At 40.7% G+C, this 22960-nt stretch carries 20 protein-coding genes and 4 tRNA genes; 14 read left to right on the top strand and 10 right to left on the bottom strand.

The window, feature by feature from the left end; genetic code table 11:
• Nucleotides 1–26: 26 nt before the first annotated feature.
• The 9 genes from AC52J8_RS14975 (at nt 27) to AC52J8_RS14935 (ending at nt 5090) form a co-directional block, all read left to right on the top strand.
• Nucleotides 27–1022, top strand: a complete 996-nt coding sequence (locus AC52J8_RS14975; protein ID WP_203079932.1) for a cation efflux transmembrane domain-containing protein — start codon at nt 27–29, stop codon at nt 1020–1022.
• A 149-nt stretch (nt 1023–1171) separates the two neighbouring features.
• Nucleotides 1172–1492: a DMT family transporter gene (locus tag AC52J8_RS14970; RefSeq protein WP_013198888.1), complete on the top strand. Its 321-nt coding sequence runs from the start codon at nt 1172–1174 to the stop codon at nt 1490–1492.
• A 12-nt stretch (nt 1493–1504) separates the two neighbouring features.
• Nucleotides 1505–1984 (top strand): methylated-DNA--[protein]-cysteine S-methyltransferase, encoded by a 480-nt coding sequence (locus AC52J8_RS14965; protein WP_086399604.1) that lies wholly within the window; start codon nt 1505–1507, stop codon nt 1982–1984.
• Between the two features lie 134 nt (nt 1985–2118).
• Nucleotides 2119–3339: a bifunctional glutamate N-acetyltransferase/amino-acid acetyltransferase ArgJ gene (gene argJ / locus AC52J8_RS14960; protein WP_017481251.1), complete on the top strand. Its 1221-nt coding sequence runs from the start codon at nt 2119–2121 to the stop codon at nt 3337–3339.
• Nucleotides 3340–3483: 144 nt separating this feature from the next.
• Nucleotides 3484–4548 carry a quinolinate synthase NadA gene (nadA, locus tag AC52J8_RS14955; protein ID WP_002115913.1) on the top strand — a complete coding sequence of 355 codons (1065 nt, stop codon included), beginning with the start codon at nt 3484–3486 and terminating at the stop codon, nt 4546–4548.
• A 142-nt stretch (nt 4549–4690) separates the two neighbouring features.
• Nucleotides 4691–4767: transfer RNA gene (locus tag AC52J8_RS14950), tRNA-Pro, on the top strand.
• A gap of 56 nt (nt 4768–4823) precedes the next feature.
• Nucleotides 4824–4900: transfer RNA gene (locus tag AC52J8_RS14945), tRNA-Arg, on the top strand.
• 33 nt (nt 4901–4933) lie between these two features.
• Nucleotides 4934–5009, top strand: a tRNA-His gene (locus AC52J8_RS14940).
• A 4-nt stretch (nt 5010–5013) separates the two neighbouring features.
• Nucleotides 5014–5090: transfer RNA gene (locus AC52J8_RS14935), tRNA-Pro, on the top strand.
• Nucleotides 5091–5363: 273 nt separating this feature from the next.
• On the opposite strand, the gene add is transcribed toward AC52J8_RS14935, so the two are convergent.
• The gene (add, locus tag AC52J8_RS14930) at nt 5364–6359 is read right to left on the bottom strand and encodes an adenosine deaminase (protein WP_086399055.1); all 996 of its coding nucleotides are present in this window, start codon (nt 6357–6359) and stop codon (nt 5364–5366) included.
• A gap of 403 nt (nt 6360–6762) precedes the next feature.
• Between add and AC52J8_RS14925 the strand changes: the two genes are divergently transcribed.
• The gene (locus AC52J8_RS14925; RefSeq protein WP_086399056.1) at nt 6763–7938 is read left to right on the top strand and encodes a zinc-binding dehydrogenase; all 1176 of its coding nucleotides are present in this window, start codon (nt 6763–6765) and stop codon (nt 7936–7938) included.
• A 105-nt stretch (nt 7939–8043) separates the two neighbouring features.
• Here AC52J8_RS14925 and AC52J8_RS14920 read toward each other — a convergent pair whose 3' ends face one another.
• Nucleotides 8044–8991, bottom strand: coding sequence for a LysR substrate-binding domain-containing protein (locus tag AC52J8_RS14920; RefSeq protein WP_032007294.1), 948 nt, complete (start codon nt 8989–8991; stop codon nt 8044–8046).
• Nucleotides 8992–9236: 245 nt separating this feature from the next.
• Between AC52J8_RS14920 and AC52J8_RS14915 the strand changes: the two genes are divergently transcribed.
• From AC52J8_RS14915 to AC52J8_RS14905, 3 genes are all read left to right on the top strand, one after another.
• Complete coding sequence (locus AC52J8_RS14915) at nt 9237–10457, top strand: acyl-CoA dehydrogenase (RefSeq protein ID WP_057085139.1); 1221 nt, start codon at nt 9237–9239, stop codon at nt 10455–10457.
• 227 nt (nt 10458–10684) lie between these two features.
• Nucleotides 10685–12007, top strand: coding sequence for an MFS transporter (locus AC52J8_RS14910; RefSeq protein ID WP_005803331.1), 1323 nt, complete (start codon nt 10685–10687; stop codon nt 12005–12007).
• A gap of 51 nt (nt 12008–12058) precedes the next feature.
• Nucleotides 12059–13288, top strand: a complete 1230-nt coding sequence (locus AC52J8_RS14905) for a CaiB/BaiF CoA transferase family protein (protein ID WP_086399057.1) — start codon at nt 12059–12061, stop codon at nt 13286–13288.
• 84 nt (nt 13289–13372) lie between these two features.
• Here the strand turns inward: AC52J8_RS14905 and AC52J8_RS14900 are convergent, their stop codons facing one another.
• Entirely contained in the window at nt 13373–14032 is a 660-nt protein-coding gene (locus AC52J8_RS14900) for a VOC family protein (protein ID WP_086399058.1), read from the bottom strand.
• Nucleotides 14033–14046: 14 nt separating this feature from the next.
• On the bottom strand, nt 14047–14595 hold the full coding sequence (locus AC52J8_RS14895; RefSeq protein WP_005075174.1) for a TetR/AcrR family transcriptional regulator: 549 nt from the start codon (nt 14593–14595) through the stop codon (nt 14047–14049).
• A gap of 98 nt (nt 14596–14693) precedes the next feature.
• Between AC52J8_RS14895 and AC52J8_RS14890 the strand changes: the two genes are divergently transcribed.
• Nucleotides 14694–15227, top strand: a complete 534-nt coding sequence (locus AC52J8_RS14890) for an HPP family protein (RefSeq protein ID WP_002115845.1) — start codon at nt 14694–14696, stop codon at nt 15225–15227.
• Nucleotides 15228–15306: 79 nt separating this feature from the next.
• Here the strand turns inward: AC52J8_RS14890 and tcuB are convergent, their stop codons facing one another.
• From tcuB to AC52J8_RS14860, 6 genes are all read right to left on the bottom strand, one after another.
• Nucleotides 15307–16440 carry a tricarballylate utilization 4Fe-4S protein TcuB gene (tcuB, locus tag AC52J8_RS14885; RefSeq protein WP_086399059.1) on the bottom strand — a complete coding sequence of 378 codons (1134 nt, stop codon included), beginning with the start codon at nt 16438–16440 and terminating at the stop codon, nt 15307–15309.
• Nucleotides 16430–17836: an FAD-dependent tricarballylate dehydrogenase TcuA gene (tcuA, locus tag AC52J8_RS14880; protein WP_086399060.1), complete on the bottom strand. Its 1407-nt coding sequence runs from the start codon at nt 17834–17836 to the stop codon at nt 16430–16432. The genes tcuB and tcuA overlap by 11 nt, the downstream gene beginning before the upstream one ends.
• A gap of 103 nt (nt 17837–17939) precedes the next feature.
• Nucleotides 17940–18869 (bottom strand): LysR family transcriptional regulator, encoded by a 930-nt coding sequence (locus AC52J8_RS14875; RefSeq protein ID WP_064191086.1) that lies wholly within the window; start codon nt 18867–18869, stop codon nt 17940–17942.
• 132 nt (nt 18870–19001) lie between these two features.
• The gene (locus tag AC52J8_RS14870) at nt 19002–19796 is read right to left on the bottom strand and encodes a substrate-binding domain-containing protein (RefSeq protein ID WP_032036850.1); all 795 of its coding nucleotides are present in this window, start codon (nt 19794–19796) and stop codon (nt 19002–19004) included.
• A gap of 91 nt (nt 19797–19887) precedes the next feature.
• Entirely contained in the window at nt 19888–21198 is a 1311-nt protein-coding gene (locus AC52J8_RS14865; protein ID WP_017387501.1) for an MFS transporter, read from the bottom strand.
• A gap of 277 nt (nt 21199–21475) precedes the next feature.
• Nucleotides 21476–22405, bottom strand: coding sequence for a LysR family transcriptional regulator (locus AC52J8_RS14860; protein WP_002115857.1), 930 nt, complete (start codon nt 22403–22405; stop codon nt 21476–21478).
• Nucleotides 22406–22960: the final 555 nt, after the last annotated feature.

The following is a 22960-nucleotide window of genomic DNA, read 5'->3' as shown; positions in this document are numbered from 1 at the left end:
GCCGAACAAAAAGTAAGCTTAAACATATGCCATTGGTTTATACTAATGGCATTGTTTTTTGTGTCAGTTATGGTGCAAAGATGGCTTTAGAAAAACAAGAGAATCAAATACATTTAAGTAAAAATAGCTCTAACTGCGAATGCTCAAGCATGTCGTCTCAGGAGTGTTTCACACCTAGTGAACCTGTGACTAAAAAGAGTCAATGGGTAAGTTATTATCATATTCCCCGCATGGATTGTGCAGCCGAAGAGCAAATGGTGCGGATGGCTTTAGCCTCTTACACTGACGATATTCAAGAACTTCATTTTGATTTGCCTGCACGCCATTTAGCGATTTATCACAGTCTTCAAGCTGAAATGATTACTCAAAGTTTACAGCGTTTAGGATTAGGAGCCGAGTTACAACAAACACAGCCACATTATGAACCTGTTGAAAAACCTAAAAAGGTTCGACCAAGTACTTCAACGAATGCAGCACAAAAACAAGTTTTACAATGGTTGTTACTGATTAATGGGGTCATGTTTGTTATTGAGTTAATGGCAGGCATCATTGCTTCCTCTACAGGATTAATTGCCGATTCGCTCGATATGTTTGCCGATGCTGCAATTTATGGCATTGCTTTATTTGTGGTGGGTAAAAATCTAAATGCGCAATTAAAGGCTGCGCATCTTTCGGGTTGGTTGCAGCTTGGCTTAGCCATGATTGTGTTAATCGATGTGTTGCGCCGTTTTATTTATGGCAGTGAACCTGTTTCAATTCTCATGATTTTAATTGGCGGATTAGCTCTTGCGGCCAATATTAGTTGCCTTTATTTAATGAGAGACCATAAGGAGAGCGGGGCACATATGAAGGCGAGTTATATCTTTTCTGCAAATGATGTCATCGTTAACTTAGGTGTCATTATTGCAGGGATATTGGTTGCCATTACAGGTTCTCCTTATCCTGATTTAATTATTGGATTGATTATTGTTTTGTTTGTTTTAAATGGCGCACGAAAAATTTTACAATTAAAAAGTGAATAAGTTTCTCTAAGACAGGCAAGCTTTAGATAGGGTTTGCCTTCATTTTTTATTTTAAAGTAAACTGAGTCCTTACATAAAGGAGGAACGACCTCCCCCATAATGGGTAATCATGTCGGGACGACCTGACGCTATAAAAATTAGTGAATGTTATGGCTTGGGCTATTTTAATTTTAGCAGGTGTATTTGAAATCATTTGGGCATATTCTATGAAAATGTCTGAAGGTTTTACACGTTTAACACCTAGTGTTATTACCGTAGTTTTTATGATTTTGAGCGTAATTCTGCTTTCAATGTCAATGAAAACTTTACCGCTTGGTACTGCTTATACGGTTTGGACAGGAATTGGCGCAATCGGGTCATTTCTAGTCGGTATTTTCTTTCTTCATGAGCCTGTTGGCGCTATGAGAATGATTGCCGCTGTATTAATTGTGTCAGGCTTGGTTTTAATGAAAATTTCATCGCCGTCTTAAGAGAATAAAACTATGTTGCTGTCTTATAAGTATATCAATTCGCCTGTTGGGCAATTAAAGCTAGTTGCGAATGAAAATGCTTTGGTGGCAGTACTCTGGGACAATGAAAATCCAAAACGTGTTCGGCTGGCTGAGCTGGTCGAACAAACTGAACATCCAGTTTTATTAAAGACCGAACAACAATTACAAGAATATTTTGAAGGCAAACGCCGTGAATTTACACTGCCGTTAGATTTCGAAGGGACTGTATTTCAAAAACAAGTATGGTCTGCCTTACTGACCATCCCTTATGGTGAAACAAGAAGTTATAAAGATATTGCACTCCAAATTGGCAATGAAAAAGCGGTGAGAGCAGTGGGCGCGGCAAACGGTAAAAACCCAATTTCCATTATTGCACCTTGTCACCGAGTCATTGGTGCTGGTGGAGCTTTAGTTGGTTTTGCTGGTGGGCTTGATAAGAAAGATATTTTATTAAAACTAGAGCAACAATGAGCCGTTTTTGCGCTCGATTTTTTTAGTCTTTTCTACTAAGCTGTCCACTATGATATTTCATAAGGTCGGTGCTTCACTGCATTGCTTTTTTGAAATATTGATCTTATTCATAACAAACTTTGGATGTTCTAAAAATGGCTGTCGGTGACGTAACAATGCCACAAATGTATGTGGTAAAAGGTGTAAAAATTGGCTCAACAGAAGCATATGTACGTTACCAAAACCGACGAGATTTAGTCATTTTTGAGTTTGCAGAAGGCTCAAATGTTGCTGGTGTATTTACTCAAAATGCATTTTGTGCAGCACCTGTTCATGTCTCTAAAGCTCATCTTGCCGAAGGTAATCCGCGCTATTTAGTGATTAACACAGGTAATGCCAATGCGGGTACTGGACCTACAGGTTTGAAAAACGCTCAAGATACTTGCGCGAAGTTAGCGGAGCTTGCAGGAGTTAATAGCTCTGAAGTACTTCCATTTTCTACAGGTGTGATTGGTGAGCAGCTTCCAATGGAGCGTTTACTTGCTGGTCTTCAGCCTGCATTAAATAGCGTACAAGATGCTGCTTGGAATGATGCTGCAACTGGCATTATGACAACAGATACTGTGCCTAAAGGCGCATCTGAACAATTTGAACTTGATGGCATTACTTATACCATGACAGGTATTAGTAAAGGCGCCGGAATGATTCGCCCGAACATGGCAACCATGTTAAGTTTCGTGGCAACAGATGCACCTATTAGCCGTGATTTAGTACAAAAGCTACTAAAAACCACGGTTGAGCATTCATTTAACCGTATTACGATTGATGGCGATACTTCGACTAATGACTCTTGTATTTTCGTAGCAACAGGTCAGGCGGGTGGCGCTGAAATTACATCGGACAGTGATGTACGCTACGCTAAAGTGTTAGAAGTTCTTGCTCGTGTAATGAATCGTTTAGCACAGTTAATTGTCCGTGATGGTGAAGGTGCGACGAAATTTATTACTGTTGCTGTAGAAGGCGGCGCAAATACTCAAGAATGTTGTGACATTGCATATAGCATTGCGCATTCACCACTTGTCAAAACTGCACTTTTTGCATCGGACCCGAACTGGGGACGTATTTTAGCTGCGATTGGCTATGCAGGCGTTAAAGACTTAGACGTGTCTAAAATTCAAGTGTGGTTAGACGATGTACAAATCTGTAAAGACGGTGGCGCAGCTGAGGACTATACCGAAGAAGCGGGTGCGCGCGTTATGGCACAAACCGAAATTACCATTCGTGTTGATTTAGGACGTGGTCAGGCCAAAGACACGGTATATACGTGTGACTTATCTTACGACTATGTCAAAATTAATGCTGATTACCGTTCTTAAATATCAGTTATAATCAAGCCTCGACAAAGAGGCTTTTTTATTAGCCCCATCTTTTGATATTAAATGATTCAATCCGTAAATCATTTAAGCAGTAACGTTATATGCGAGCAGGTATGCCAGCATGAAGGATAGAGAAGACGTTTTATGAGTGATGCGACTTTAATTGCCAACGATGCAAAAAACATTGTACAAGCGCATTTAGACCGTTTAGGTGAGCCAAAAGACAATCGCTTAAGTGAAGAAGCAAAACAACAAAAGTTTGCGCAGATCGAAGCAGAGCTCAAAAAACGTGATGCTGTCCTTGTTGCTCATTACTATTGCGACCCTGAAGTACAAGAACTTGCCGAAAAAACAGGTGGATGCGTTTCTGACTCTTTAGAAATGGCCCGTTTCGGACGAGATCATGCAGCCTCTACACTGGTTGTGGCTGGTGTTAAGTTTATGGGAGAAACAGCAAAAATCCTGTCTCCTGAAAAAACAATTTTAATGCCGACACTTGAAGCAACCTGCTCACTCGACTTGGGCTGTCCAGTTGATGAGTTTACGGCATTTTGTGATCAGCACCCTGACCACACTGTAGTTGTTTATGCTAATACATCTGCTGCTGTTAAAGCACGTGCCGATTGGGTTGTGACTTCAAGCTGTGCGGTCGAAATTGTTGAGCATCTAGACAGCTTAGGCGAAAAAATTATTTGGGCACCAGATCAGCACTTAGGGCGCTATATTCAAAAGAAAACAGGTGCAGATATGTTGCTTTGGGATGGCGCATGTATTGTGCATGAAGAATTCCGTGCACGTGGTATTGCCAACATGAAAGCACTGTACCCAGACGCTGCTGTATTGGTACATCCTGAGTCACCAGAGTCGGTTGTAGAAATTGCAGACGCGGTAGGTAGTACGTCTCAACTCATTAAAGCTGCGCAGACTTTGCCAAACGAAAGACTGATTGTGGCAACAGACCGCGGTATTTTCTACAAAATGCAGCAAGCTGTACCCAATAAGATTTTAGTTGAAGCGCCAACAGCGGGTGAGGGGGCAACTTGTCGTTCATGTGCGCACTGCCCGTGGATGGCAATGAATGAACTTGACGGAATTTTAGAAGTTTTACAAAAAGGTGATCAGGAAATACACGTCGATCCAGCGCTTGCTGAACGTGCCAAAATGCCTTTAGATCGAATGTTAGCCTTTAGTGCATCGTTAAAACGTTAAAAAACCTCAAAATGCTTGTTAAATATACATTTGATAAGGATTTTTAACTTTTTTTGAGAATAGGTGTTGACGTCTGAGGGCGTCGCGCCTAGAATGCACACCGTACCGCACGATGTGCGATACAGCAAAAGCTGAGATAGATCGGAGCATAGCACAGCCTGGTAGTGCACCTGGTTTGGGACCAGGGGGTCGTAGGTTCGAATCCTACTGCTCCGACCACTTAAAATAATATTTTAAGATCGGCGAAGTATCGCATGATAAGCATCATCGGTTAAGCGCCTGTAGCTCAGTTGGATAGAGCATCCGCCTTCTAAGCGGATGGTCACAGGTTCGAATCCTGTCAGGCGCGCCATTTGGTAGCTTGGTACATAGAACTTATTTGATGGTGGATGTAGCTCAGTTGGTAGAGCCCTGGATTGTGATTCCAGTTGTCGCGGGTTCGAATCCCGTCATTCACCCCAATTTCGGAGCATAGCACAGCCTGGTAGTGCACCTGGTTTGGGACCAGGGGGTCGTAGGTTCGAATCCTACTGCTCCGACCATATTTAAAAGCGTTCAAGCTTTAAAAATATCCCAAATATTAAAATCATTTCTTCTAGTCTTACAGATAGAAGGAATTTTTTTGTTTTCTAGTTCGAAATTTTAATTCATACATACTCCAATCTTTGAACTTCTTTATATAAGCTCTGTTCTCTGTTCTCTGTTCTCTGTTCTCTGTTCTCTGTTCTCTGTTCTCTGTTCTCTGTTCTCTGTTCTCTGTTCTCTGTTCTCTGTTCTCTGTTCTCTGTTCTCTGTTCTCTGTTCTCTGTTCTCTGTTATTGATATTTCTGCCTTAACTCATGTTTTTCTTGATCTGACAAAAATGCGATCTTAAGTCCATTTTCTTGAGCGGTATAAATTTGCTCAGGGCTTAAACCCGCTAATGGGGCGGCAGTTAAATATTCATGTTGTATCTCAATGCCTTCTACTGCTGGGTCATCCGTATTAATGGTGGCAAGCACACCATGTTCTAAAAAAGTCTTTAATGGGTGCTCTGCTAAAGAAGGTACTGTGTTGGTTTGAATATTTGAAGTGAGACAAGATTCAATACCAATCTGGTGTTTAGCCAAATAATCTAAAAGTTTTAAATCTTGAACTGCTTTAACACCATGTCCAATTCGTTCAGCACCTAATTCTTCAATGGCTTGCCAAATACTTTCGGGACCAGCAGCTTCGCCTGCATGTACCGTAATGTGCCAACCTGCATCACGTGCTTTTTTAAAGTGCTCAATAAATAAATTACCCGGGAAACCAAGCTCATCTCCAGCAAGATCTAGTGCTTTAATATCATTTTTATGGGCGAGTAGAGCATTTAATTCTTTTTCGCAGGCTTCCTGACCAAAAGTACGACTCATAATGCCAATTAAATTCGCTTTTACGCCGTACACCTGACTACCTTCTTTTACTCCAGCAATAACTGCTTCAACAACACCTTCAAGTGGAAGTTGATGGGTCATTCCCATATAACCCGGTGAAAAACGCAGCTCTACATAGTCTAGCCCTTGTTGTGCTGCATCCTCCATGTTTTCAAAAGCAATACGTTTGCAGGCATCTAGGCTTGCTAATACTTTTACACCCCAATCGAGCTTTGATAAAAAACTTAATAAGTCAGGTTGGTTATCCATAACTTGTACGTGTGGCCGTAAAGATTCAATGTCGTAAGCAGGCAAATCTAAATGGTATTGTTGCCCCAATTCCAAAATAGTTTGAATGCGGATGTTGCCATCAAGATGGCGGTGTATATCTGTAAGTGGAAGCGTTTTAGTAATCATAAATTTCTTCTTATCTGTTGCTATTAATTCATCATGCCTGTTTAGGACTGCTGATAAAAGTTTGGATTTGCTATGTTTTTGTGAAAAGCGTTGAGTTGAGTTTTTTGAACTTACTATATTTGTATAAGTTTTAATTTTGATGACATTGTTCTGGCCTAAGAAGACAATGCACTCTGTGTAAGATACAAGTATCAAGATTTTTATTGTTTTTAATTTCGCTGAGCCTGTTTGTTTGTTGACTCTTCAATAGTGGATTGGCTGAAGAATAGTCATTGGTATTTTGCCTTTTACTTGTAAAGATGAATAAAGGCTTGCTAAAGACCAAACTGATAAAGCGATTAATTTATCTGTAGAAATCTATTTCTGGCAAGTAAATGAAAAAGAAGAAATAGGAAGCACTCAAATGAAGTCGGTACTTTGTCATCAAGCAAAACTAGAAGTGGTGGACCAACCTAAATTAACCCCTGCTAAAGGACAGGTTTTATTGGAAGTGGTGCGATGTGGGATCTGTGGCTCTGATTTGCATATGCAGCATCACTGCGACCACATGCATGATTTGGCTGCACGTGTAGGGTTTAATGGTTTAGCGAAGTCTACAGATCCGTTTGTACTAGGACATGAGTTCTGTGGCAAGGTTTTGGATTATGGTCCAAAAACACGTCATAAATTTAAAGCAGATACACTTGTTTGTGCAATGCCGCTTTTAAATGTAGATCAGCATGGTTACTTGTCTACAGGACTTTCTCCAAATGCTTCGGGCGGTTATGCCGAGCAAGTATTGGCTCAGTCGAGTTTGATGTTTGAAGTACCCAATGGTCTAGATGCAGATAGTGCTGCCATGACTGAACCTATGGCGGTTGCATTGCATGCTGTTCGCCGTAGCCGTGTAAAAACTAGTGAACCTGCGATTGTAATTGGCTGTGGTCCTGTTGGGCTAGGTGTCATATTAATGCTTAAAGCAGCTGGGGTTAAAACCGTAGTTGCCAGTGACTTTTCTCCAAACCGTCGTAAGCTTGCCGAGCAATGCGGTGCAGATATTGTGGTAGACCCTAAAGAGACATCGCCATTTGCTAACTGGAAAGAGTTTGGTTTACTTGGCAATGTATCAGATGCGATTAATATGGGCATGGGGCTGTTTGATAAGTTGCAAGCAACTCGCTTACCGTGGTGGCATGGATGGCGCATGATTGATAAATTAGGTGCTCTGCCAAAACGTCCTGTTATTTTTGAGTGCGTGGGCGTACCGGGTGTTTTACAGCAGATTATTGAAGGTGCACCTTTATTTTCCCGAATTGTTGGGGTGGGCGTGTGCATGCAAAGTGACAAAATAGAACCCGCACTTGCAATTAATAAAGAGTTAGAAATTCAGTTTGTGTTGGGCTATACACCGCTTGAGTTTAGAGATGCGCTACACATGATTGCAGAGGGGAAAGTGAACTGTTCACCACTGATTACAGGTGTTGTTGGCCTAGAAGGTGTAACTAATGCATTTGAAGCGTTACGTGATCCTGAACAGCATGCCAAAATCTTGATTGACCCAAAACGTAGCGGTTCAGATATTCAATTAATGAGTCATTAATTTCAAAGTCATTTATGCTCAACTAAAAAGGTTGTGATCTCACTAATCACAATCTTTTTTTATTTTTATAGATCGCAATATGTGGCACAAATCAAAGTTGCTGAGCTAATGCGTATTGGTCTTTAGTTGTTCTAGTTCTTGGTAAATCCACTCAACAAATTTTTGAATAGTCGGTGAGATGTCTTGGCTCGAATGAATAAGGTAATACTTTCGGCTACCTTTTAATTTTTTATTGGAAACAATCACCAGTTCCTTTTTTTGTAGTTCAGACTCAATCAACATTTGCGGAATTAGAGCCATTCCCATGTCATGACTGGCAGCAACCGCAAGCATTGAAAATAACTCATGGCGTTGTCCATCAAAAGGCTTCGGGTGTTGCATCTGATGGGTTAGAAACCATTCTTGCCAAATGCTAGGCCGAGTGGTTTGTTGAAGTAGGGGGATTTTCAGTAAATCTTCAGAGCTTAAATCATAGGTATTTTCATTAATCATGACTGCATCTGGAAAATACTTTTCGATGAGTCTCGGCGAGCACACGGGTACAATTTCTTCATCCATTAAATAATGTGCTTGTATGCCGGGCCAGTGATCAATTTGCTGCTGCGTACCTGCAAAAATAGCAGCGTCAAAAATATTGTCATTAAATAGAAAGGGTTTGGTACTGGTTTCTAAGTGAACCGTAATTTCAGGGTGTTTTTGATTTAAAAGATGGAGCTTGGGTAACAACCAGCGCGTTGCAAAGGTAGGTACTACACCTAACTTTAGTGTACCACCTAAACCTTTATGAGAAATCACATCGGCTGTACATTTCTCTAGTCCTAACAAGTAAGGTTTAATGCTTTTAAAATACTGCTGACCTGCAATGGTGAGTTCAACACCATGCCGAGTACGTATAAAGAGTTCAACGCCCAAGAAATCTTCTAACTGCTGAATTTGGCGCGAGACTGCACTTTGGGTAATACATAACTCTTGGGCAGCATAGGTATAACTTAGATGTTTTGCTGCACTTTCAAAGCAAATCAGGCCCTGAATGGATGGGATACTTCTTCGCATAAATAAATCCTTTTATTTGTCGTCATATTTCAAAACAGCATATGACCTAAATGCAGAGAGCAGAGTTTAGTATAAAAATAAGCCATTTTTAATGAAATACAACCAATTAAATATCTAAATTTAATGCATCTTATTTTAAATATGCGTAAGTCGCATATCTGCATGAACATTTATCGTTTGATTACTGCATTTTTCACGCATAACATCGAGTTAAATAAAGAAGATCAAATCAAGCAGAGGATGCGATGAATCACATGGTGACAACAAAAAAAGCAAAAGTTCAATTTAACTGGCAAGACCCATTTTTAATTGAGCAACAGCTTACCGAAGATGAGCGCATGATTCGTGATGCTGCTCACGCCTATTGCCAAGAACGTTTGCAACCACGTGTACTTGAACAATTTCGTCATGAAACAACAGATCCATCTATTTTCCGTGAAATGGGAGAGCTAGGCTTACTGGGTCCAACCATTCCTGAGCAATATGGCGGCGCGGGTTTGAACTATGTGAGTTACGGTTTGGTTGCACGTGAAATTGAATATGTCGATTCGGGTTACCGCTCTATGGCGAGCGTGCAAAGCTCATTGGTCATGGTTCCGATTCATGAATTTGGTACCGAAGAGCAAAAGCAAAAGTATTTACCTAAACTAGCTACGGGTGAATATATTGGTTGTTTTGGTTTGACAGAACCTGATCATGGCTCAGACCCGGGCAGTATGATTACCCGTGCTAAAAAAGTTGATGGTGGTTACCGTTTGACTGGCGCAAAAATGTGGATTACCAATAGTCCAATTGCCGATGTATTTGTAGTCTGGGCAAAAGAAGTTTCTGCTGAAGGCAATGTCGGTGATATTCGCGGCTTCATTTTAGAAAAGGGCTGGGAAGGCCTATCTGCACCCGCAATTCATGGCAAGGTCGGTTTACGTGCCTCGATTACAGGTGAAATCGTGATGGATAACGTTTTTGTACCTGAAGAAAATGTGTTCCCAGAAATTCGAGGTTTAAAAGGCCCATTTACCTGTCTAAATAGCGCTCGTTATGGAATTGCATGGGGTGCAATGGGGGCTGCTGAGTTTTGTTGGCATACCGCACATCAATACACCATGGACCGTAAACAATTTGGTCGTCCATTGGCTGCAAATCAGTTAATTCAAAAGAAACTGGCAGATATGCAAACTGAAATTGCGTTGGGTTTGCAAGTGGCTTTACGTTTTGGCCGTATGAAAGATGAAGGTATTGCATCAGTTGAAGGCACATCTCTAATTAAGCGTAACAACTGTGGGAAAGCACTTGATATTGCTCGCATGGCGCGTGACATGATGGGTGGAAACGGTATTAGTGATGAGTTTGGTGTAGCACGCCATTTAGTCAATCTTGAAGTTGTGAACACCTATGAAGGCACACATGATGTTCATGCCTTGATTTTAGGTCGTGCACAAACAGGCATAGCCGCATTTAGTAACTAACTCATTCATTTTTAACAGATCGAGGTGTTCTTTCGAGAGCACCTTTAGGGATTTTTACGCAAAAATTTATGGAAAATGACAAGATTCATCGTAAGGATACTCATGTGAAGATGTACCTCTGTGTACTTAAAACTAAATGTAAGATGATGAAAAGTATAGAAGATTAAGTCATACAGAAAACATAAGTAAGCTACCGATGACTCATTTGGGAAAATGAGGAACTAAAGATGAACAATGACGTTCAAGTAATATCGAAAGAATTAAGGACTACATTTCCAAATAACCTTGGAACATATGAAAAGATTGGCCCTCATACATGGAAATGGGCGTTGTTATTTGCCTATTTTGCGATGGTGGTCGATGGCATTGATATTATGCTGCTGTCTTATAGCTTGACCAGTTTAAAGGCAGAGTTTGGTTTAAGTACCTTTCAAGCGGGTGCATTAGGCAGTGCTTCTTTGGCGGGTATGGGTATTGGCGGTATTTTGGGTGGTTGGGCATGTGATAAGTTTGGTCGTGTACGAACGATTGCCAACTCAGTTACTTTCTTTTCGGTAGCGACTTGTTTGTTAGGCTTTACGCAAAGCTTTGAGCAATTTATGGCTCTACGTTTTATTGGTGCTTTGGGTATTGGAGCACTCTATATGGCTTGTAATACCTTAATGGCTGAATATGTACCGACTACTTACCGTACAACGGTCTTGGGTACATTACAGACAGGTCAAACCGTAGGTTATATTGCTGCGACGTTATTAGCTGGCGCAATTATTCCAGATCATGGCTGGCGCGTTTTATTCTTCCTGACCGTGGTGCCTGCTTTTGTTAATATTTTCCTGCAACGATTTGTGCCAGAGCCAAAATCTTGGCAGCTCACCAAAATTGAAAGCTTACAAGGCAACAGACAACCTAAAGAAAGAGTGGTGGCTGAAAAGCCGAAAAGTGGCAGTATCTATAAGCAAATTTTTAATAACTTTAAGCACCGTAAGATGTTTTTGTTGTGGATGACCACAGCATTCTTCTTACAGTTTGGTTATTACGGCATTAACAACTGGATGCCAAGTTATTTAGAAACAGAAGTGCATATGAACTTTAAAAACTTAACCAGTTATATGGTGGGTTCATATACAGCAATGATTTTAGGCAAAATTTTAGCGGGTTATCTTGCAGATAAATTTAACCGCCGTGCTGTTTTTGTGTTTGGCACAATTGCCAGCGCCGTGTTTTTGCCAATCATTATTTTCTTCAATACCTCTGACAATATTTTGTATTTATTAATCACTTTTGGCTTTTTATATGGCATTCCATACGGTGTGAACGCGACCTATATGGCTGAAAGTTTTTCAACCGACGTGCGCGGAACAGCCATTGGCGGTGCCTATAACATTGGTCGTGTCGGAGCCGCTATTGCACCAGCTACCATTGGTTTCTTGGCATCGGGTGGTACGTTTACCATGGCCTTTATTGTGATGGGAGCTGCGTATTTTGTTGCGGGTGTATTGCCGGGCTTATTTATTAAAGATCGTCAGTACGATCCACAAAGACAATCATAAACAATGACAAGAAGGTGCGTTGAGTGCCTTCTAAAAGATAAGGGTATCGTTATGGGTGCATTACAAGGAATTCGGGTTTTAGATTTAAGTCGTGTGCTTGCTGGGCCTTGGTGTGGGCAAATTTTGGCAGACCTTGGCGCGGAAGTCATTAAAATTGAACGTCCTCGAGTAGGTGATGACACCCGTATGTGGGGTCCACCATGGATGCCCGATCAAGATGGAAACATGACCCGTGAATCTGGTTATTTCCAGTGTACCAACCGCAATAAATATTCGGTTGCGGTAGACATAACTACACCCGAAGGTCAGGCTTTAATTTATGAAATCGCCAAGACTGCCGACGTGGTCATTGAAAATTATAAGACAGGGTCTTTGGCTAAATATGGTTTGGACTACGCGTCATTAAGTGAGCTAAACCCAAATATTATTTATTGCTCGATTACCGGTTTTGGACAAGATGGCCCACGTGCAGAAGAGCCCGGCTATGATTTTATTATTCAAGGTATGTCTGGCTTAATGAGCATTACTGGCGAGCCTGATGATGTGGCAGGTGGTGGGGCGCAAAAGGTTGGTGTAGCTGTAGTAGATATTCAAACGGGATTGTATTCAACCATAGCCATTCAAGCTGCCTTGATTGCACGTTCGCACACAGGACGTGGTCAATATATTGATATGTCACTCCTTGATGTACAGGTCGCGGCACTGGCAAATCAGGGAATGAACTATTTAGCCTCAAATAAGGCCCCGCAGCGCATGGGTAATCAACACCCAAGTATTGTGCCGTATCAAACTTTTAAGGCCAAAGATAAAGAATTTATTATTGCTTGCGGTAATGACAAGCAGTTTAAAGATTTGTGTATTGCGATCGGTTATCCAGAGTTACTCGAAAATGAAAAGTTTGTCCGTAATCAGGACCGCGTAAAATATCGAAATGAACTGATTCCTTTATTGTCCGAGCACTTTTTGCAAAAAACTGCTAAAGAATGGGTTGATATGATTCATGCCTTAAAAGTACCCGTAGGTGTTATCAACTCTATTGAAGATGCTTTGGCTGAACCACAAATCGTGCATCGCAATTTAGTGGTGAATATTCCTCATCGTTTAAATGAAAACTTCCAAACGATTGGCTCACCAATCAAGCTGTCTGATACTCCAGTTGAATATCATCATGCACCGCCAGAACTAGGTGAACATACTGTTCAAATCTTATCGAGATTTAAAACAGCAGAAGAGCTTGCTGCATTAAAGGAGAAAGGCATTATTGATGGGAAAATTGCTTAAGCTATTGTCATTTTTAATGTGATTCAATTTAAATAAAAACTGTGATTTGCAATAAATCACAGTTTTTATTAGAAACTAAGCGTTTTAATATTTAAAAATAAGCGGCAGCTCTGGTCTGAAATCATGAATTATTCCTTGATGTTCATGATCAAAACTAATTTCCATTAAATGCTCCGATCCATCAGTCACTTCAAAATCATCAAGCGTATTGAACAGTAACGAAGTAGGGTGCTGTTCGAGGTTTGGAATAGAAACCTTAATTGAGGTGATTTCTGATAAATCTTTGCTATGCACAAGTGGTTGTTGTTTTTCTTTCGCAGCAAGGTCTGGTCGTGAAGCAAATGAAAGGAAGAACCACATTGGCTCAGATACAACAGAGTCTTTGGCAACATTTACTTCTAAGCTGGCTGGTAAATAGCTTGGCTTGTACACCCAATTAGGAAATTTTGCGCTGTTATCATCTTTATTTTTAGGACGAAAACAAATACCAAAAGGGGACGCGATATTATTTTGAGTACTTAGTCGCTCAAAAAGCAGAGTCGGTTTTGTGAGATCACTTGAGGCTTCTTCGGGGTTATTTAAAAAGATTAATTCGATAAAGCTATTTTTAAAGAAAAAGCGTCTGTTTTCTGTACCTTGACCCGGATGCTTGTTGGATGAACCTTCTGTTAGACCGAATTTTTTTAAAGTTTCAGCTTCGGGAGCGCCTGATTGTACACAAATAAAAATATGGTCCACTTCCATTTTAAGTTCTCATGCTAATGTTTATGAATATTAAATAATTGATTAATAGAGTTTTTCATGTTTGTCGCAAGTGTTTCATCGAAACCATCGACTAAAAAGCGGCTAATGAGTCCTTCAATCACCGTATAGATCAGCTCAGATAAAGCTTCACCATTGGGTATATTGCAGTTTTGCGCAATCAACACTTTAATCCATTGTTTATGGGCTTTAGAAATAGAAATAATGTCTTGATCGTCTTGGTTAGATTCTGCGACAGCTCTTACAAATAAACAGCCTTTAAAAAAATCTTGCCTAAACCAGTTGGTGTGCCAATCCAGAATCTTATTGATGGCTTCTAACCCTGTTGTATCTCCTACATAGCCCAAAAGACTTTGCTTAAAGCGTTCATCACGTGCAACGAGTACAGACTTAACCAGTTGATTTTTATTTTTATAGTACGTGTACATGGTGGTTTTAGAGCAGCCAGATTCATCGCGAATCAGGTCGACGCCAACCCCGACAAAACTATTTTCATTAAATAACTTCTCGGCTGTATCTAATATTTTTAAGGCAGATTTTGACATGAGTCTTTTCCAAAAAATAAAATAGTACAGATCTGTACTATTTGAGATTTTATCTATATGCTTTTTAAAAAGCAAGGTCTGGCTAAGGAATAAAAATCATGTTCTCTATTTTTTATGGCAAAGAAAAACTGGCTCCATCGCCCAATAAAGTTGATATTTTGCGAAGCCTTATTGGGGGTACAGTTAGTATTTTTATACTTTTGTGGTTGAGTAAGCTCACACATAATATCTTTATCATGGCGCCGTTTGGTGCGACCTGTGTATTGCTCTATACCGTGTCGCAGTCACCTTTGGCACAGCCCAGAAATATTGTATTTGGGCATCTTATTTCGGCTTTTGTGGGTTTGTTTTTTCTAAAATTTGTCGGTGTTTCCATTTTTACAATTGCTTTTTCAGTGGGCTGTGCCATTGCACTCATGCAAGTGTTTAAATGCGTTCATCCACCTGCTGGAGCGAATCCTTTGGTTATTTTGCTCACCGCAAGCAGCATACATTATGAGTGGAGTTTCTTAATTTTCCCTGTTTTGGTCGGCGCAGTGTCTTTAGTTTTAGTGGCGATACTCATTAATAATATTAAAGCGAGTACCAAGTGGCCGATGTATGGCTTAGGAATTTTAAACAGTAAAAAGTAGGGAAGCTATGAAGTATTTTGAACTTAAGAAATAATAAAAGTATTCACTATGCCAAGATAGTGAATACTTTTGAATGAAATTATGATTTCTTGGAAATACGTTCTTCGATGGCAAATTTGAGTAAAGAAGCACTGCGGTAAAAACCATGTGCGAACTTTCCAAATGGCATGGTAATAAAGAAGGTCATGACCGTAGCTAAATGGAAAATCAGTAAAAGTGCCATGTAAGGGGTATTACGAAATGCCATAAGTGCTAGCCCTGAAGCGCTAACGATAAGTAGAAGGAAAATAAAGCCTCGATCTACAGGTTTTTGCTCACGGTCACCATGCAACGGATGACGTTTAAGATTTAAATAGAGCAAGCCAGATGGTCCGATAACTAAGCCGATTCCACCCAAAGTTCCTAAAATGACAGGCAAGCTTAGGTAAGGATAAGGTGCATGTAGATCAAGAAAATAGTGATATAAAGTCGCTACACCTGTAGCTGCAAAGCAGAGCATAAAGCCATAAAACGTCAGGTGATGGAACACACGGCGGATTTGTGTATAACGATCATCTTGCTCATTACAGCCTTTGCCATGACCGCCATCTAAATATTTAAGCGTTAATACATTTTGAGTGGCTTGAACCAGATCGGGTTTCTCAACTTTGCCGTGAATGACTTTAGAGGTTTGTCGCCAGAATTTGCTAATTCCAATGCCGAGTAAAACAATGGCAACTGTAAAGGTTGCTCCAAAAAGTAGGGCTAAAAAGTTATGCGGGAAAATCGCATAGAAATTACCTTGATAGCCTGCAAATAAGTCAGTGCCTTTCCACCACACTACGGCTAACATGCAAAAAAAGAAAATAAGTGTTAAAGCCGAGACAAAAGGAATACCTACAGACTTATAAAGTCGACCTAAAGGCTGAGGGGTCGCAAATTCTTGGTAAGTTTCTAAACGTACTTGTGCCATCGCTTTAGGAATGTTTACCCCAAACTCATGAGGTGGGGCATACTGGCAAGCATGTAAACACGCACCACAGTTATGGCAGAGGTTTGCGAGGTAATGAATATCGGCTTGGTTAAACTCAAGGCGTTTGGTCATGGCCGCAAATACAGCGCAAAAAGACTCACAGTAGCGACAAGCATTACAAATCTGTAGGGCTCTTTGGACTTCTTGCTCATGGTCAGAGAGCTGAACAACTGGAATTAGGGCTTTGCTATTAGCATTCATGTTCAACTCCTTGTGAAAGTGCATAGTGGGCTGCATTTTTTCCGGCAATGCGTCCAAAGGTTGTGCCAATCGACATACCAACGCCTGCGGTATAACCCTGACCAAGTACGTTACCTGCCATCATTTCACCTGCGACAAATAGGTTACGGCTGGCTTTATTGTTAAAACGCACAGCAGCATCGTCTTCGACTTTTAAACCTAAATAGGTAAAGGTAATGCCGGGTTTAAGGGCATAGGCATAGAAGGGTGGCTGGTCGAGAGGAACAGCCCAATGAGTTTTGTTGGGAACAATATTTTCGGTGGTGCAGTCATCTAAAACGGTATGGTTAAAGGTGCCTTGCACACAAGCTTGATTAAATTCTTCTACGGTATGGCATAAGGTTTTTGCATCCAGCCCGATTTTTTCGGCTAACTCTTGAATGCTATTTGCTTTTACGCCAGCAAACACAGGTGGCATAAAACGACCAATAGCTTTTGAATCAATAATTGAATAAGCAATTTGCTGTGGCTGTTTGGCAACAAGACGGCCCCAAATCGCATAACGTTTTGGCCAAAAGTCTTCGCCTTCATCATAAAAACGTTCAGCTTTGTTATTGACCACAATTCCCAAGGAAACGCAGTCAATACGAGTACAAATACCACCGTCATATAAGGGTGCGCGTGCATCTACGGCGACACAGTGCGATTGCGATGGGTCACCAATAATATCGGCACCTTTATCTATCATGAATTTAAGCAAGTTGCCTTGATTAAAGCGGGTACCACGAATAATGAAATTATCGGCAGGCCATTCGCCGTTTTCATTTTGTCCCCATGCTTCTCTTAACCATTCAAGATTTGACTCAAAACCACCTGCGGCCAATACACAGCTTTTTGCTTTAAACACACGTCCATCTTCAGCAATTGCAGCTTCAAAATGTCCTTGATTTAACTTTAGATCTTTAATTTTTGTGCTGTATAAAATTTCAATACCAAGTTCTTGGGCACTGCGGTAGTACGCATTAATGAGAGCTTTACCACCACCCATAAAAAAGGCATTGGTACGTGCAACATGCAAAGCACCCGATAGTGGCGGCTGAAAATTCACCCCATGTTTACGCATCCAGTCGCGGCAGGTTGCAGTGCTACGAATGACCAGACGGGCTAAGTGCTCATTGGTTTTGCCTGCAGTCACTTTAAGTAGGTCTTGCCAATATTCTTCTTCGGGGTAGGCATCGACCAATACGTCTTGAGGAGCGTCATGCATGCAGCGAAGGTTACGAGTGTGTTGTGAGTTACCACCACGCCATTCTTTAGGTGCTGCCTCTATGACAAGCACAGAAGCGCCGCTTTCTTTTGCCGTGAGCGCGGCACACAGTGCGGCATTCCCACCACCAATTACAATCACATCATGCATGGATTTCTCCCTTTCTCAGCTAGGGCTAATGTAGCTTTAAAAGGGAAGGCGAAGTGAGAGGCTAGGCTTGAATGGGTGTTTAGTAAAAATAAACACTAATGGCTTAAGTGTTTATGAGCTCCGCACCGGGCCAGCGCTTTTCATTAATCAAGTTAGTTACACAAGCGCGAATCACTACTTTCGTGGCTAAAGTAGCTGGCGAGAGTTCTTCTTCAGAAAGACTAATTAAATAGTTAATACGCTCAATGGCAGGTTCTACAACGCGCAGTAAACATAGGTCTTGCCGTGAGTTTAACGATGCACCCGCAGGTTGAATGGTTGCCATTTCGAGTTGGCTAATGCTTTCCATTAACAAGTGCAGCCCATCAATTTCATAGGCCACTTTAAGCTGATGAATTTTTTGTTCGAGCAACAAGCGCAGTCCATGTCGTTGGCTCGGTAAAATTAGCGGAAGTTCTTTAAGCTGCGAATGGGTAATAGTTTGAGTGTCGATACAGCTTTCAAGATGGTATTGACTCAGCACTTCTTTAGGCGAGATTAAAAACATTTGCTCTTTGACTAAAGGCTGTATGGCCCACTGTGGGTCGACATCGTCACTAAAGATGATGGCAACATCGAGCTGCCTTGCATTAACTAAGGCCTTGAGGTCACCCGATAAGCCTTCAATTAGACGGACTTTAATGTCGGGGTAGCGGTTTCTCATGAGTTTTAAAAAGTGCGTGCCAATAACCGACGCAACACTCGGCGAAAAACCGACGGTGACATGACCACTTAAACGTGAAGAATGTGCAGAGTCTACAGCATGGTCTAAGTGCCTAAGCGCCAGTTGAACCTGTTGAAAAAAAGCTAAACCCGCAGGGGTGGGAACTGTACCCAAAGCAGTACGTTGTAAAAGGCGAATAGAAAGCTCGCTTTCTAATTTTGAGATTTGCTGACTTAATGCAGAAGTTCCAATATCGAGATTTTTTGCAGCTTTACCCAAGCTTCCTGACTCGATCACTGCAATAAAATACTTTAATTGTTTCAGTTCCACGGCAAATACTACATTAACCTTTATGGATTAATTCTACACTGGTTTATCGCTATAGTTTTTGTTCTATTGCTTTGAGTAAACCACTAAAAGAGAAAAGGCAACATCACCTCAAGATGTTGCCTTTTAGAGCTTTTATTCTTTAACCTGCTCAAGACCCTGTTCTTCAATAATTTGTGTTGCTTGTGGCGATTTCACAAATTTAATTAACTCTTTTGCGACTTTTGCATGTTCCGAGTTTTTACCAATGCCTGCCGCAAATACCGTCACTTTTTGATAAGGTGCAGGGATTGGGCCGACTAATTCAACTTGACCATATTTGCCAGTAAAAGGTTTGATTTCACTAATTTGCTGGAAACCAATATCAAACTGGCCTTCGGCGATACGTTTTGCAACGCGGTCACCAACTACTTTTTCTGCCTTACTCGAAATTACTTTGTACTCGACAGGCGGGAAGCTTGGGAAAACATCTTTTTCAAGATGCGTACCACTCGCACTTGCTGAATAGCCTATGTGCTTGGCATTTAATAAAACTTTTTCAAATTTTTCTGCAGAGCTGATATCTGGCTTTGGTGCACCTTTAGGTACAGCCATGCCAATGCTTGAATTCACTAAAGCACTTTGTGAATTGGGGTCTACATAACCCTTTTCTGCGAGCTTGTTGAGTTCAGGTGCAGCCAAGACCACCACATCAAAACGTTCACCACGATCGAGTCGATTTGGAATTGCAGTTGGTGATGCACCCATTGATGAACCAGACGAGAGATGCACAGTATGACCTGTTTGTTTTTCAAATAATGGAATGAGTTTTTCCATAGATGAATAAAAACCACCTGAGCTAATCACTTCGATTGTATCTGCGTTAGCAAGAGTTGAGCCTAAGCCAGCACCAGCTAGGCAAATGGTCATGAAGATAGGGGACTTTTTCATAGTATCTCGCTTTAATGACAGGAGAACACAGTACGGAGATTTAAGATCTGCCGTACTGTTCATTAAAATTTCAGGTTAAGTAGTAGTTGTTTTAAGCGCTAATTTTTGCAGGTTCAGCAATCGCGTCAGTATTTTTCTGTTTAGAACCGCGGCATAGATACAAGCTTGAGATAAGGCTACAGACTGCAGCAAGCATGAGCCAGAAAGCAGGGGTACTTGGGTTGCCTGTGTTTTCGACAAGGAAGGTACAAGCCATTGGTGTCATACCACCAAAAATAGCGGCTGCAAGGCTGAATGCTAAAGAGAAACCAACTGTACGCACACGTTTCGGCATCACTTCTGCAAGGGTTGCGACCATGGTTCCGTTGTACATACCAAAGAAGAACGAGAAGTAAGCAAGCGTAATTAGAAGGTTTGAGAAGCTAATGTTGCTCACTAACCAACTTAAAACCGGATAACTTGTAAAGAGAGCAAGTGTGGTAATGCCGACTAGAACTGGACGGCGGCCAATTTTGTCTGAAAGCAAACCACCCATTGGTAACCAGAAGAAATTAGACAAACCAACAAACACCGTTGCTAAAAGGCTATCTGTTACTGACATTTCTAAAGTACGTTTTGCATACACTGTGGTGTAAACCGTAATAAAGTAGAAAGTGGTCGTCGTCATTGCACTCATCATCATGCCTGCAAGGACGATGCGCCAGTTGCTCGCCAGTGTGCTAAAAATTTCTTTTGTTGAAGGATGAGTCTTTTGCGATTTAAAGTCTTCAGTTTCCTCTAAAGTACGACGGAACAAGAAGATTAACGGAATAATCAAACAACCAATTAAGAACGGAATACGCCAGCCCCATTCACCCACTTGAGCAGTAGTTAAGATGGTGTTGAGCCAGTAGCCAAGTAATGCGGCAAACACAACAGCAACTTGTTGGCTGCCAGACTGCCAGCTTGTGATAAATCCACGATTTTTATCCGTTGCAATCTCTGCTAGATAAATAGAAACACCGCCAGATTCAACACCTGCCGAGAAGCCTTGTAATAGACGTCCAATCACCACCAAAATCGGCGCAATAATACCTATGGTTTCGTAACCCGGTACAAAGGTAATTAAGATGGTTCCGATGGCCATAAGACTTAAAGTAACAATAAGACCTTTACGTCGACCAACTCTGTCGACATAAGCGCCCAAGAAAATAGCGCCGAGAGGACGCATAAGAAAGCCCGCAGCAAATACGGTAAATGTCATCATTAAAGAGACATATTCATTTTCAGAGTGGAAAAATTTTGCCGCGATATAAGTGGCATAGAAACCAAAAAGAAAAAAGTCGTACTGCTCTAAAAAGTTGCCACTCGTTACATTTAATATTTTTTTAAAAGTAGCCCTACGGTTATTCACGACATCCATTGGAGACCTCCTTGGCCTGACAAAATGGAAACATTCACGATTTTCGAGGCTGGACCTAAATTGATTCAATCAATAAATCTAAAGAGCAAATGGGTTAGAGATGAGATTTAGCGAGGTCCTTTGCAGAAAATGTGATGCCTTGTTTCCAGTTCAAACTACACATCTATATTTCGATAAGTAGCAAACCACTTATCATTCGGACGAAAATGTAATCTCAAAAAGCAGGAGGGAGTGAGAGGGCAAAATTAATTAGGTATTTAATAAAATTAATGACTCTTTATAAAATAATTTCAGAACATGGCCAAATCTGGTTTTGAATCAAATCTTTCACACAAGCCTTAATGGCTGACTTTGCGGCAAGTGCAGCAGGTGATAATTCTTCTTCGGCAAGGCTTACCAAGTAATTGATTCGTTCAACTTCAGGGTCTACTAACTTGAGTAATTGAAGCTTATGTTTGTACTCTTGCAGACAAGCGCTACCTGGGCGGACGCTGGCAAGGTCGAGGTGAATTAGACTGTCCATGAGTAAGTGTAGGCCATCAATTTCATAGACGACATTAAGCTGACCAATCTTGTGCTCAAGCAACTTTCTTAAACTATGGCGCTGGCGTGGTAATACTAAAGGAAGGTCTCCAATTTGTTGAGACTGAATCACACCACTTTTGATGCATTCGGCAAGACCATATTTTTCTAGTACTTCCTTACGTGCCATTAAATACATTTGCTCGCGTACCAAAGGCTGTATTGACCACTGTTTATCAATTTCATTGGTAAAAATAATCGCGATATCGAGCTGACGCGAGTTAATGGATTGAATTAGATTGCCCGATAGCGTTTCCACAATCTCTAAACGAATGTCTGGGTAACGTTCAGACATTAGTTTCATTAAAGGGATACCAATCAAAGCCGTAATGGTCGGTGGAAAGCCAAGGCTGACATGTCCAGATAGTCGTGCAGAATGGGCAGCATCTACCGCGAAGTTCACTTGACGTAAAATAAGTTGAGAATGTTTTAAAAAGGCGAGACCTGCGGGAGTAGGAGTGACACCAAAGGCATTACGCTGTAATAGGCGAATGCTTAGCTCTTGTTCTAATTTACTAATTTGCTGGCTAATTGCTGAAGCGCCCACATCAAGTTTTTGGGCAGCTTTACCAATACTGCCCGCTTCAACCACAGTCAAAAAATACTTTATTTGTTTGATTTCCATAATAAATGTGTTCGCTCATTATCCTTGATTTAATTGATACAGATATGAAGGATTGGGAAATCTATCATGCGCTTTAATATTAACAGCAATCCATAAAAAAGATCTTCAATTTGATATTCTAAAAACAATAAAACGATCTTTTTCAACTTTAATATTAAAATTTATTCTCTAACTTTTATTTATTATTACGATACATTTACCCTTAAATTTTTAGTCTTTTACATTCCCTATTCTTAGAATTTCAACCTATTTAATTTTACTAATGCCCCCTTTAATTTATTGGTATCACGATGTTTTCTTGATCTGTGCTTTAATCTTTTCAAATGAAAAAAGGAGCACATTAAATGCATGATGCATTAAAAAATATGATGGATTTTCAAATTATGAAGAAGAGTAGCTGATTAAATAACTATTGGAACAATATATGAGTATTTAGCTCATTTGATCAGAAGGGAAGATTGGGTAAAGAGTTTTATTTATTTGAATATTAACGTTACCCATAGCATGGATATGCAAAAGACAACTCAATAGATTACGTTTTTACTATCTTGTTGT

Source organism: Acinetobacter sp. S-1 (assembly GCF_059579785.1).
This window is presented reverse-complemented; position numbering and strand designations above follow the sequence as displayed.